Source organism: Arcicella sp. GW822-FHT02H01, from assembly GCF_058802005.1.
In genome coordinates this window covers 4,896,026-4,909,553 of the sequence record NZ_JBXANT010000001.1, presented here as the reverse complement: position 1 = coordinate 4,909,553, position 13,528 = coordinate 4,896,026, and the positions used below count along the sequence as shown (strand labels likewise).

11 protein-coding genes are annotated in these 13,528 nt (G+C 35.2%); 6 read left to right on the top strand and 5 right to left on the bottom strand.

Annotated elements, in window-relative coordinates; genetic code table 11:
* Positions 1–317 precede the first annotated feature (317 nt).
* Together AC1RNE_RS20485 and scpA are read left to right on the top strand one after the other, a co-directional pair.
* Positions 318–1,709: a methylmalonyl-CoA mutase family protein gene (locus tag AC1RNE_RS20485; protein ID WP_492803586.1), complete on the top strand. Its 1,392-nt coding sequence runs from the start codon at positions 318–320 to the stop codon at positions 1,707–1,709.
* 15 nt (positions 1,710–1,724) lie between these two features.
* Positions 1,725–3,857, top strand: a complete 2,133-nt coding sequence (gene scpA / locus AC1RNE_RS20480) for a methylmalonyl-CoA mutase (protein ID WP_492803584.1) — start codon at positions 1,725–1,727, stop codon at positions 3,855–3,857.
* Here the strand turns inward: scpA and AC1RNE_RS20475 are convergent, their stop codons facing one another.
* Positions 3,858–4,202, bottom strand: coding sequence for a translation initiation factor (locus tag AC1RNE_RS20475; RefSeq protein WP_492803582.1), 345 nt, complete (start codon positions 4,200–4,202; stop codon positions 3,858–3,860).
* A complete protein-coding gene (locus tag AC1RNE_RS20470; RefSeq protein WP_492803677.1) occupies positions 4,195–5,046 on the bottom strand; it encodes a diacylglycerol/lipid kinase family protein in 852 nt (283 codons plus the stop codon). Before AC1RNE_RS20470 ends, AC1RNE_RS20475 begins: the two co-directional genes overlap by 8 nt.
* Positions 5,047–5,267: 221 nt before the next feature.
* Here AC1RNE_RS20470 and AC1RNE_RS20465 point away from each other — a divergent pair, with 221 nt between their 5' ends.
* Together AC1RNE_RS20465 and AC1RNE_RS20460 are read left to right on the top strand one after the other, a co-directional pair.
* Complete coding sequence (locus AC1RNE_RS20465; RefSeq protein WP_492803580.1) at positions 5,268–5,696, top strand: YybH family protein; 429 nt, start codon at positions 5,268–5,270, stop codon at positions 5,694–5,696.
* A 243-nt stretch (positions 5,697–5,939) separates the two neighbouring features.
* Positions 5,940–6,344: a MaoC family dehydratase gene (locus AC1RNE_RS20460; RefSeq protein ID WP_492803578.1), complete on the top strand. Its 405-nt coding sequence runs from the start codon at positions 5,940–5,942 to the stop codon at positions 6,342–6,344.
* Between the two features lie 60 nt (positions 6,345–6,404).
* On the opposite strand, the gene AC1RNE_RS20455 is transcribed toward AC1RNE_RS20460, so the two are convergent.
* The gene (locus AC1RNE_RS20455) at positions 6,405–6,587 is read right to left on the bottom strand and encodes a histone H1 (protein WP_492803576.1); all 183 of its coding nucleotides are present in this window, start codon (positions 6,585–6,587) and stop codon (positions 6,405–6,407) included.
* A gap of 150 nt (positions 6,588–6,737) precedes the next feature.
* The gene (locus tag AC1RNE_RS20450; protein WP_492803574.1) at positions 6,738–8,015 is read right to left on the bottom strand and encodes an aminotransferase class I/II-fold pyridoxal phosphate-dependent enzyme; all 1,278 of its coding nucleotides are present in this window, start codon (positions 8,013–8,015) and stop codon (positions 6,738–6,740) included.
* A 372-nt stretch (positions 8,016–8,387) separates the two neighbouring features.
* On the opposite strand from AC1RNE_RS20450, the gene AC1RNE_RS20445 reads away from it, so the two are divergent.
* The gene (locus tag AC1RNE_RS20445) at positions 8,388–8,756 is read left to right on the top strand and encodes a hypothetical protein (protein WP_492803572.1); all 369 of its coding nucleotides are present in this window, start codon (positions 8,388–8,390) and stop codon (positions 8,754–8,756) included.
* A gap of 198 nt (positions 8,757–8,954) precedes the next feature.
* Here AC1RNE_RS20445 and AC1RNE_RS20440 read toward each other — a convergent pair whose 3' ends face one another.
* The gene (locus AC1RNE_RS20440; RefSeq protein WP_492803571.1) at positions 8,955–11,273 is read right to left on the bottom strand and encodes an LruC domain-containing protein; all 2,319 of its coding nucleotides are present in this window, start codon (positions 11,271–11,273) and stop codon (positions 8,955–8,957) included.
* A 719-nt stretch (positions 11,274–11,992) separates the two neighbouring features.
* Between AC1RNE_RS20440 and AC1RNE_RS20435 the strand changes: the two genes are divergently transcribed.
* Positions 11,993–13,501: an acetyl-CoA carboxylase biotin carboxylase subunit gene (locus AC1RNE_RS20435; protein ID WP_492803569.1), complete on the top strand. Its 1,509-nt coding sequence runs from the start codon at positions 11,993–11,995 to the stop codon at positions 13,499–13,501.
* Positions 13,502–13,528: the final 27 nt, after the last annotated feature.

Genomic DNA, 13,528 nt, shown 5'->3' with positions numbered 1-13,528 from the left:
AGTAAGCTATATTGGCGGCTCTTTAAAAAAGCACTTTATTAAATATTTGATTTTCAAACGATTAGCTATCTAACTGAAAATCTATATTTGATTCACTCAAAAGGATGGCAAAAATAGTGAATTTTCTTGGAGAGAAAAATCAATTTCGTTTCATTCTCATTTAAAATAAATTTTAATTTAATATGAAAGCTTTACATCATGGTATAGTACAATAACACCAGCATATTTGGTAACTTTCCTTGTTTTTTTGTTTTGAAAAGTCTAAATTCATAAATTTCGTTAACTTTGAAAAGTCAAATATTTCAGAAAATAATTATATGGCGAATAAACTTTTTAATGAATTCCATGCTCATACAAAACAGCAATGGAAACAACAGGCCGTCAAAGAATTAAAAGGTAAAAACTTCGACGAAACAATGATTTGGAATATTGACAAAAATATTCACATAGAACCGTACTATGCTTCTGAAGATATTGACTTTCAATCTACAAAACACATACAACAAGCTCAAAATCAAAGAGTTAACTTCAATTGGCAATATCGGGAAATGGTTAGATATACATCAGAAAAAGAGACTAATTCATTGATACTCAAACTATTAAAATCGGGTGTTGATTCTTTTCTGATTGACTTAAGCGACGTGGTACTTTCTGATGTTGAAATTAAGAAATTGTTACACAATTTCAAACTATCTGACACACCCTTTTTTTTTAAAGTAGAAAATAAAGCTTTAAATTTAGTAAATGAGTTACAAAAGGTTGCACCTTATCAATTAAAAGGGGGCATTGTAAATAATCCCTTTGAAAGATGGATGTACACGGGCAATTGGGATGAAAACTACTGGAAAAGTACTGGAGAACTTCTTAGAAAAGTACAAGATTCTCCTCAATTTAAAGCCCTTAATTTATCCAGTCATCATTACCATAATGCTGGTGCCAATGCTGTTCAAGAGCTAGCTTTCTTGTTAGCCCAAGCCATTGAAGTGATAGATAAGCTTAGTCAAGAAGGGCTAGCGATACAAGATATTCTTAAAAATATTGAATTTTCAATATCGATAGGCACCAATTATTTTGTTGAAATTGCGAAGCTTAGGGCATTAAAATTCTTATGGAAAAAAATAGTAATTGAAGGCTATGACATTGATGCTTCTTTGACAAATGCTACGTCGTTTCATTGCCAAACTTCTTCGTATTATCATGCGTCAATCACACCACAAACCAACTTATTAAGAACCACAACCGAAGCCATGTCTGCCATTATCGGTGGTTGCGACGCCATCAGCATATTACCTTTTGATAGCGAAGAAGAAGACGCTGACGATTTTGGTGATAGAATAGCACGCAACATTTCCATTATATTGAAAGAAGAAAGCTATTTTGACAAGGTAATCGACCCTTCGGCAGGTAGTTATTTTATTGAGGTACTTACCAAAGAAATAGCTGATGAAGCTTTTAAACTCCTTCAAGAGGTAGAAGAAATGGGTGGCATTATGGAAGCTTTCAAAAAGGGTTTTATCCAAGAGCAAATCAGCCTTGAACACCAGAGGAAACAAGAAGAATTAGCACAGAACAAGTATATAATGGTGGGTGTAAATAAATTCAGGTTTGATGAAAAGCCCTTTCAAAAAAAGGTAAAGAGTTCACCTAACCATGATAGTGATTTAGCGTTACTCCCTAATTTACATTTATCAGCCATTTTTGAAGTATAGTAACGAAGCAAAGCCATGAGACTGAATCTATCAAAAATATCGTTGGATAATCAAAGTCACGAAGAAGAAAAGACAAACACTGGTTCTACACAGAAATGGCGTTCGTCAGAAGGTATCTTTATCAAACCTTACTTTGATGTTGAAGATGTAAAAGAGGCCGAACATCTTGGTTTTGGGGCAGGCTTATCTCCTTTTCTGAGAGGGCCGTATGCAACGATGTACACCCAACAACCTTGGACAATCCGCCAATATGCTGGTTTTTCAACGGCTGAGGAATCGAATGCTTTCTACCGCAAGAATTTAGCGGCTGGACAAAAAGGACTATCTGTCGCTTTTGATTTGGCGACTCATCGTGGTTATGATTCAGACCATCCGCGAGTGACGGGGGATGTAGGAAAGGCAGGTGTAGCCATCGATTCGGTCGAAGATATGAAAATACTCTTCAACCAGATTCCCTTAGACGAAATGTCTGTTTCAATGACCATGAATGGGGCTGTTTTACCCATTATGGCATTTTATATCGTAGCTGCCGAAGAGCAAGGTGTAGCGCCAGAAAAGCTATCTGGCACTATTCAGAATGATATTTTAAAGGAATTTATGGTGCGGAATACCTACATTTATCCGCCTATTCCTTCTATGCGTATCATTGCCGATATTTTTGCTTATACCGCTAAAAATATGCCTAAATTCAACTCTATTTCTATCTCGGGCTACCACATGCAAGAGGCAGGAGCTACAGCAGATTTAGAATTGGCTTATACCTTAGCGGATGGACTAGAATATTTAAAAACTGGTATTCAGGCAGGATTGGACATTGACAATTTTGCACCAAGACTATCGTTCTTTTGGGCGATAGGCATGAATCATTTTATGGAAATTGCTAAAATGCGTGCGGGCAGATTGCTCTGGGCAAAAATAGTCAAGAAATTTAATCCTAAGAATGATAAGTCTTTGATGCTCAGAACGCACTGCCAAACCTCTGGCTGGTCGCTTACTGAACAAGACCCATTCAATAATGTTGCGCGTACCTGTATTGAAGCCATGGCAGCTACCTTAGGGCATACACAAAGTTTGCATACCAATTCATTAGACGAAGCCATTGCATTACCTACTGATTTCTCTGCAAGAATAGCCCGTAATACGCAGTTATATATTCAACAGGAAACCGACATTACGAAAGTAATTGACCCTTGGGGTGGCTCCTATTATGTTGAATATTTAACGCAAGAGTTGGCTAGAAAAGCTTGGAAACTGATTGAAGAAGTAGAGGAATTGGGCGGGATGGCCAAAGCCATTGAAACGGGCTTACCCAAAATGAGGATTGAAGAAGCCGCTGCTAGAAAACAAGCAAGGATTGATGCAGGAAAAGATATTATTGTGGGTGTGAACCGTTTTAAAATTGATACAGAAACTAAACTGGAAGTAAGAGATGTAGATAATCAGGCGGTGAGGCTTTCACAAATTGAAAGATTAAACTATATTAAAGCGCAAAGAAATACCTTAGCCGTAAAAGATGCCTTAGAAAAATTAACTGATTCGGCTAAAACTGGAGAGGGAAATTTATTACAATTAGCTATCGAAGCGGCTCGTTTAAGGGCGACATTAGGGGAAATTTCAGATGCGTTAGAAGTAGTATTTAGCCGACATAAAGCCATTATTCGCTCTATTTCAGGAGTATATTCAGCAGAAGTGACAGACGACGAAAATTTTAGAATAGCCCGAGAAATGGCTAATGAATTTGCCAATATGGATGGCAGGCGACCTAGAATAATGGTGGCTAAAATGGGACAGGATGGGCATGACCGTGGCGCTAAAGTAATAGCGACTAGTTTTGCCGACCTTGGTTTTGATGTAGATATTACGCCACTTTTTCAAACGCCTGAGGAAGTAGCCAAACAAGCGATTGAAAACGATGTGCATATTGTGGGTGCTTCTAGTTTAGCTGCAGGACATAAAACGCTAATTCCTGCGTTGATTGAAGCATTGAAAAAATATGGCCGTGAAGATATTATGGTAATTGCTGGTGGCGTAATTCCTGCTCAGGATTATCAATTCTTGTATGATGCTGGCGTATCTGGCGTTTTTGGCCCTGGTACGGTTATCTCGATTGCAGCCCAGAAAATCTTGAAAGATTTAATGGAGGGTTAATCACCCTCCTACTTTTTTAGCTTTATATCCTGAGGTAGTCAAGAATGTTAATATCTTGTCTCTAAAATCTCCTTGTATCAAAATCTCGCCATCTTTGGCAGAGCCTCCACAGCCACAAAGATTCTTGAGTTTTTTAGATAATACTTCTAAGTCATCATCTTTGCCAACAAAGCCCGAAATTAGCGTTACTTGTTTTCCAGCACGTGCTTTTTTATCTAACTGAACTTTTAGGTTTTGCTGATTGGGTGCTAAAGTTTCAACTTCCCCATCATTTTCAAAGGCAAAATCAAAATCTGGATTGGTAGAAAATACTACTCCAACTGGTATTTTTTTATTTTTAGACATAACCAATTACTTTTAAAGCTTTGGGTTTCAACGTAATTTTCAACACATTAGTAGATAACTGCAACGGCTCTCCATCATAATGAATCAATAAATTTTCATCTGCTTTCAAGATAAACTCTGTGTCAGATGCCGTTTCAATATACCTTGAGTTCGGAAGGGTTCCTCTGAATAAACGTACGCCAATGATTGGTGCAGCACCAAATGGAAAGGGCTTTAATACAACCATTTCAATTAAACCATCATCAATTTTAGATTTTGGCGAAATCAAAGCATTGTTCCCATATTGTGTTGCATTGGCAAAGGTAATCGAGAAAGCATTTTTAATGGCTGTACTCTCTTTCGATTCTAAATGATACGATTCTGCCTTATACGTTCTAAATGACTTTAGAGACATCTTTGCATAGGTCTTGAGTCCACGTGAATCTTGTTGTGCAAATTCATTGGCTACATACGCATCAAAGCCTACTCCTGCTGTACAAAAAAAAGGAATCTCATTCAAAAAACATACATCTATGGCAGACAAATGGGCTGAAAGAGCAAAATTAATGGCCTTTTCTATCTTTAATGGAATTTTCAAATGCCTAGCCAAACCATTACCTGAACCAATCGGAACGATACCCAAGGCCGTATGCGACCCAACCAAGCCACGTGCTACTTCGTTCACAGTGCCATCTCCACCAACAGCAATCACTTTAACAATACCTTCTTTAACTGCTTGTTGGGCAATTTCTGTCGCATGCCCACTATAGTCAGTAAAAAACAACTTTGTATTTGCCTGTTTTCCTACTAAACTAGTAATCTTATTTTTTTGTGCGGGTGTAGTAGTCCCCGACTTAGGATTCATCACAAACCAAACCATATCAGCTAAAAAAGATAAACATCAATATTATCATAATGATGAATGATAAATACATCATTCCGTCAACTAAATAATAATCTTTGTATTTTTCGTAAAATTCTTTGAATTTCATAAGGAAGCAAACTCTACATCAAGAGTATTTAAACATATGCTTATATTTGAATATCATTTTTAATATCTATTCAAATTTACACAAAAATTAAGGGATGAAAAAATTACTCTTACTTTCATTAACATTCATATCACTGAATGTGTTCGCTCAAACGGGCAAAGACAAGGAAATAATCCTAAACATTTTGGATGCTCAGACAAAAGCATGGAACAATGGCGACGTTAAAAACTTCATGCATGGCTACTGGGTTTCTGATTCGCTGATGTATATTGGCAAAAGTGGCGTTAAATATGGATACAAAGCAACCTTAGAAAGTTACCGTAAAAACTACCCCGATAAAGCCACGATGGGGCAATTGAAATTTGATATTATTAAGGTAAATTTTATTGCGAAAGATGCCTGTTTTGTGGTGGGTAAATGGCATTTAACTCGCCCTGAAAAAGGTGATGTTGGCGGACATTATACGTTGCTTTGGCGAAAAATAAAAGGAGAATGGGTAATTGTTGCCGATCATTCGTCATAAAAGCTATAAGCTGTGAGCTTTGAGCAATGAGCTTTAAAAATTAAAGACTAATAACTGTGATAAATAATCAATACAATTTGAAAGGCAAGCACATCTAATCACTATTTACCAATTACTATTTACTAATTACCAATCACTATTTCTATCGTGATTACCTATTCAAATAACCCAACATTTAATATTGGAGAGAAATTGTCGTAATTTTACCTTTATTTAAGTAAAATCATACAGATTAATTAAACAATGATTCAACTCGGAACAGTTTACCGTCATAAATTTTCTTTTACACAAGAAGATGTGATTTTGTTTGCTAAAGTATCAGGAGATAACAATCCGCTTCACTTGGATGCTGAATTTGCAGCAACTACTTCATTCAAACGCCCAATTATTCATGGAGCACTTGCCTCAAGCGTTTTTTCAAAAATCATGGGAACAGAATTTCCAGGCTATGGAAGTGTTTATTTAAAGCAGAGTTCTGAGTACAAACGCCCTATGTTTGTTGATAACGAATATGAAGCAGTATTCACTGTAACAGCTATTAATGCTGATAAACACATAGGAGAAATTTCAACAGAAATTTTTGATGTACAAACTGGGAAGAAAACCACTGAAGGTTCGGCATCCATCATGAATAAAGAAGAATTCTAATCCAAAATAAAAAGGCTCAATAATCATTGAGCCTTTTTATTAAATCTTAACTATTTAGCATTATTTCGCTTCATTGTTTTTTATCTCTTGAACTTCTGTACGGATTTCTTGAGCTAAAGTTTTCAATTGTTGCATACCACCTCTTACGCGAGTACCAGCAGCTTGATTGCCTTTGTCATAAAACTTATCGAAATCTCCTTCTAAGGACAAAATTAAGTCCTTCACTTCTGCAAATCTGTTCATAATAGAAACTGGATTTAAGTTGATAATTGGTTGAAAAAGCCTTTAATAGCGTTGAGACGCATTTTTTGTGTCCGAAATATAGCTATTTTATTACATCTTACAAATCCAAGCACCAAAATTTAAGCGAAATAAGTCAAAAACCTATATAAATTATGCTAATTCTGCTTGCTGAGCTAAGAATTCTTCAGCAGTTCTGCGATAAGTACCATCTTGAAGACGTTGTTGTACTTTTTCAAAGCAATCTAGCGTATACGCCACATCTTCTAAAGTATGCGAAGCCGTAGGAATAATTCTTAACATAATCTGTCCTTTCGGTACAACTGGATAAGTTACGATAGAACAGAACACACCCATATTTTCACGCATATCACGAACAAGTGCTGTTACGTGTGATAATTCGTAGTCTCCATGTAAGAAAATCGGCGTTACTGGAGATGTAGTTTCACCCACATCAAATCCTTTTGCTTTAAATCCTGTTTGGATAGCTCTTACATTTTCCCATAATTTCTCACGGAATTCTGGATGCTTTTTAATCAATTCTAAGCGTTTCATTCCACCTACTACAAATGGCATTGGTAATGCTTTTGCATAGATTTGCGAACGCATATTATATTTCAAGAACATTACAATTTCCTTACTTGCTGCAATAAAAGCACCAATTGATGCCATCGATTTTGCGAAAGTAGAGAAGTATAAATCAATTCCATCAATACAGTTTAATTCTTCATGAACGCCACGACCGTTTGGTCCCATTGTTCCAAAACCGTGAGCATCATCAACTAAAATTCTGAAATTGAAATCTTCTTTCATCTTCACAATTTCATCCAATGAACCTACTTTACCCGACATCCCGAAAACACCTTCAGTAATTACTAAAATACCTCCGCCTGTTTCTTTTACTTTTTTAGTAGCTCTTTCTAAGTTTTTACGCAAAGAATCCATGTCGTTGTGATTAAACTTATAATAATCACCCATTTTAGCTTTGTGCAAACGAATACCATCAATCAAACAAGCGTGTGCTTCGGCGTCATAAACAATAATATCGTTACGGTCGCAAATACACTCAATTACTGACATTACTCCTTGGTAACCAAAGTTCAATAAAAAGGCATCTTCTTTTCCAACAAATTCAGCTAATTGAGCTTCAAATTCCTCATGTAAATCTGAATTACCTGACATCATCCTAGCGCCCATTGGATAAGCCAAACCATAATCTTGCGTTCCCTTATTATCAGCTTCACGAACTTCAGGGTGATTAGCTAAACCTAAGTAATTGTTCAATGACCAGTTTAACATTTCTTTTCCCATGAAGGTCATTCTTGGCCCTAGCTCTCCTGTCAACTTAGGGAAAGTAAAGTAGTGATGAGAATAATGAGCATGGGCACCGATAGGCCCCAGACCTTTGCTGACTTTATCGAAAATATCCACTTTTTTTTATGTTTTAATGATTAATAACTAATATAAGCTTCACGAAAGCAACCTCGCATTCTATGAACTCAATTATAAAATATTTTGCTGTATAAATATTGTTATATATTTCAAGAGAAAAACATTTTATAATCTTTAAATAATCACAAAGTTAAGGTATTATTTTCTTTCTGCAAAAATGTCTCAATATTAAGTGTGATTTCATTTGAATTAGACAATTCCCTAATAATTTCTAGTAATATTTCAAGAACTTATATTTTTTCATCGAAAATATCAATTCTTATTATTATATTGAATATGCCTAACGTTTATAGTAGTCAAATATTTGTAAAATTTTTAGAGTGTATCTTCTTAAAAAAATACAATAATGATATGAAAAACGATCAAAACCTATATTCCATCAACAATGAAGTTGATATTATAGACTTCTTGGTAGATAATAATGCTATGATTAAGGACTTTACTAAAAGTCATCTTTCGTGGTTTTTTGTTGACGAAAACTTTCATATCATTCTTTACTTGGCTGAGGGAGAAAAGCCTAAATTTGAACGGTATATTGTAGAGCGTTTTGCTGAAAACATGAACGACATGATTAATTTATGGAATCATTTCGATAAAAGAATTCATGATTCCCAAGAAGTCAGGACATTGAAATTGGCAAAAAATAAGGTTCACGACCTTATTGCAATGTCTGAAACCTTTAAAGCTTTATTCAACAGGGCAGATTTTGAGGAAGAATAAGACTTTTGAGTGATGAGTTGTGAGTAATGAGTTGTGAGTTTTGATGTGGGAATGTTGAGTTGCAATAGGGAATGTTTTAATTTAATTCATGTCACAACGTAATTTAGTTTTGATTCATTATTTAATAATATTTTATCTTATAACAAAAAGAGCTTCGGAAGTTAATTCCGAAGCTCTTTTTGATTAAACTACTTAAGATTATGGATTGAAAATATTTGAAACATTTCTATAACCATCCGCTGTGTTTGAATACCAGTCTACACTTGAAGTACCACCAGACGATGCCCAGTTTTCAAATTTCAAATATGTATCAGTAATTTTAACGCCTTCTTTTGGATATTTGAAGTTCGCTGTTGATATTTCTATTCCCCAAGGTAATTTTTTAGATGTTGCATAATAAGCAACTGAAGTAGAAGCATCATTCTTCGTTCCAAACAAAGCTTTGGTTACTAATTTTGTAGGATTTTTACCGAATAAGTGTGTTTCATAACCTCTATCCAAACCACCATTATAAATGAATGGATTGTATGAGCCAAGACCAAATGCACCGATAGAAGGTCCGTTTGTTACATCAAATGAGAATGAGTAAGTCTTGTAAGCTACTGCTGGTTCGGTTGGACGTGTATTCCATGCTGATTGTTCGTTTCTAGCGTTACCGAATAAGATTACAACCACACTGTCTTGACCTGCTTCTAAGCCTGCACCAATAGTAGAAGTACCTGTAAAGTTCTTAGCATTTCCACTTGGAATGTTAAACTGAATACCTGCACCATTGTTGAATGAACCACCCGTTGCTTGAAGAGTGTAATCCGCTTTGATTTGAACAACTTGGTTAGAAGAACTTGTAACGATAGTGTAAGTAAAGGCAAGGATTACGTCGTTCAAGTCATAATCTCCTACAGATGGCCATTGGTCTTCAAAAGCTACTGTTGAAGGAACATTGTAGTTGTTGAATGCTTTTGTACCATCATTTGGATAAGCATCTTCTGAATCGATAACACCATCTTTATCTGAGTCACCACTTGATACTGGTGCAGTTCCGTTTCCTTCGTTACAAGATGTTTTTGCGATATAAATACCAGCATCTTTAGTTTTCTGAGCAACTTTATCTAAGAAATCAGCTTTAAGCGCATCACTTGGTTCTGAGAATTGAACAGTACCTGTAAGTTTCTGACCACCTCCGTTGTTGATGTTACCACCAGCAGCAGTTAATACTTTGAATAATGAATAGTTATCGCCTGTACCAGTAATTTTACCGTCGTAAGTTGATAAAGAGTTAGTTACAAATAAAGCACCATTATACAAGTTTACAACACCTGAGCCATTGATACGTGTCCAGCTTCCTACAGAGATATAACTATCGTTATTGATAACTTTATCTACACCAAGTGTATTTTTAACAATTAAATGACATTTGTTATTAAGAACACTTGAGCTATTTACTTGCATATCAGCAACAGTCATATAGCTATTGTTAGTCATGATACTAGAACTGTTGATGATAAAGTTACCCGCAGCAGTCATTGTACCGTTGTTAGTTACTGTCTGTCCAGAAGAATTTAATCTAACTTCGCCAGCAAATGAAATTTCTGCATTGTTTGTCATTGCGCCATCTAATGGAGAAGCACCTTTAACAACGATTTTTCCTTCGTTAATGATGTTTGAACCTGCACGAGATTGTAATTCTGAATTAGCATTTACAACACCGTAGTTATAGAAAGTACCACCAACAATAAGGTTACCAGAAGAATTCAACGTACCAAAGTTTTTCACTGTTACGTCAGCAGAGTTCCAGTTTACATTGCTGAAATTAGCAGAACCCTTTGAAGTAATGATTACAGTATACTTAGCACCTGAATTGAAATTCAAATTATTAAGTGTAATGTTAGTACCACAAATACGAAGCGTACCACCATTTAATGTATTTGGATTGAAGTTTACAGTATAATCGCTACCTGTCAAACAAATTGTTTGTGACCCAGTTTTTGAATCAAGGTCAATAGTTGTAGCGCTGCTTACTGACATCTCACATCCAGTACTACAATCAGGACTTGTTTCTGTAGTAGCGTATAATTCAGTATTTGCGCTCAATCTTCCAGAAGGAATTGCACCTAAAGCTACTGCAAGGCTACTAGCCGAAGTTAAAGATACTTTCTGAGTATATTTTGTACCATCTGGAGCTGTTTTTACAAAGTAAACTTCTTTAACACCAGCTGGAATTGAAATTTTAGTTTGGAAAGGAGAAGCCAATGAAGCTGTTCCTTTTGAAAGTGCTTTTGCTACACCTGTTGATGGGTCTGAAGTGTAAACAGAAACTACGTGAAGTGAGTTTTTAAAACGAATATCACTTATTGATACTTTGAAATTTACATCTCTTGCTGTAGACCAATTGAAACCAGCAGGTACTACTAGATTATTAATATCATTGGCAACTTTATCGTCAACAACAAGTTCAGATACGCATGAAGAAGCAATAATGCCTAAGCCGAATACAATTGATAGAATTTTTGTTTTCATTTTATTTATTTTCGTTCTATAAATTAGAACATTAAGTTAACGATAGTTTTAGTAACTTATCTTTTTAATCTATGGTAATTTTTGAGTAATCCTTTAATTTATTAAAATCTTTGTAAAGTTTATTTTTTATAATATAACTATCTTGTCTTAAATATTAACTACAAATTTAATTCTAATTTTCAAAAGACAAAAGACGTATAATCGCTTAATATTAAATACTTGATTATCAATCAGTTATACACATTTTGTACGTTTTACAATTGAAGCTATTATTAATTTCCATGAATTATCTTCACTTATCTCAATAAACGTACGCTTATCCAAAAGCTAAAACATTTTTTGTATTCATAAAAAAAATACAATAAAATATTTTTTTGTAATTAACATTAAAAATACATTTTAGTAATTCTTTCTTACCAACGCTTATTTATTAAACAATTACCGTACCAAGAATTTATTTTTCAAGAAAAATATTTACTTTTTTTTCAAAAAAATCTGTTTATCCAATGCTATAAGCTAACACATCAAAACAGCCTTACTTACGATAGCTACTTTTAATTAGATGCTGAAGCTTCTAATTAAATTTTTCTTTTAAAAATTATCTTCTTAAACATATAACGCTTACCAGAAAAAATTAAAAAAAACCAATAAGTTTCTAGCTAAAGTTTATCTTTGTTTGATAGAGATACTAAAAGCAATATAAAACCTGAGCCTAGTATATGTCAAAAATAAAAAAGATTTTAATAGCCAATCGTGGAGAAATAGCCTTACGCATTATGCGTACTGCTCGCGAACTTAATATACAAACAGTAGCTATTTTCTCTGAGGCAGATAGAAATTCGCCACACGTCCGTTTTGCTGACGAAGCTGTATGTATTGGTCCCCCACCCTCACACCAATCTTATTTATTAGGAGATAAAATCATTGAAATTTGTAAAGACTTACAGGTAGATGCCATTCATCCAGGCTATGGATTTCTTTCTGAAAATGCTTCATTTTGCCAAAAAGTAATTGATGCGGGCCTAATCTTCATTGGGCCTTCGCCCGAGAGTATTGAGTTGATGGGAGATAAACTAACGTCAAAACATACTGTCGCTAAATACAATATTCCGATGGTGCCCGGTACGCCTGATGCTGTTACAGACAGAGCTACTGCTAAAGAGAAATCTTTAGAAATTGGCTATCCTGTATTGATTAAGGCCTCGGCAGGTGGAGGAGGGAAAGGAATGCGAGTAGTTGAAAAAGAAGAGGACTTTGATGACCAAATGGATAGAGCGGTTTCTGAAGCCATTACATCATTTGGAAACGGAGCCGTTTTTATTGAAAAATATATTACCGCCCCCAAGCATATTGAAATTCAAGTATTGGGCGACCAGCATGGAAATGTAGTTCATTTGTTTGAACGAGAATGTTCTATTCAGCGTCGTCATCAAAAAGTTGTTGAAGAAGCTCCCTCCTCTGTATTAACACCTGAAATCCGCGAAGCCATGGGGCGTTGTGCGGTTGATGTGGCTAAAGCTTGTAATTATTATGGAGCTGGTACGGTAGAATTTATTGTAGACGAAAAGCTTGATTTTTATTTCTTAGAAATGAATACTCGCTTACAAGTAGAGCATCCCGTTACTGAATTAATCACAGGCATTGATTTAGTAAAGGAAATGATTCGTATTGCGGAGGGAGAATGTATTTCGTTCAAACAAGAAGACTTACAAATACATGGGCATGCGATAGAAATTAGGGTATGTGCGGAAGACCCAAAAAATAATTTCCTTCCAGACATCGGAACGTTGAATACCTATGTCAGACCCGAAGGAAATGGCGTAAGAGTAGACGATGGTTTTGAGCAAGGAATGACTATTCCGATTTTCTACGACCCAATGATAGCGAAATTGATTACTTATGGTAAAAACCGTGAAGAAGCGATTATTAAAATGATTCGGGCTATTGATGAATTTAAAATCTCTGGCATTGAAACTACTCTACCTTTCTGCAAATTTGTGATGCAACACGAAGCATTCTTGTCTGGTAATTTCGATACAAGGTTTATCAGTTTATATTTTTCACCAGCCATGTTGGACGGATTACCTAATCCTGAAGAAGAAAAACTAGCAGCGGCATTGGCTAATTATTTAATTACTACTAAAAAAGTTTCAGTACAAGTACAAACGGATAACCAAACTGGTGTAAAAACAAGCAATTGGCAGGCAAATCGTTTGAGTTATCGTTAATGATAACCAAAGGGAAATTAAAAAGGC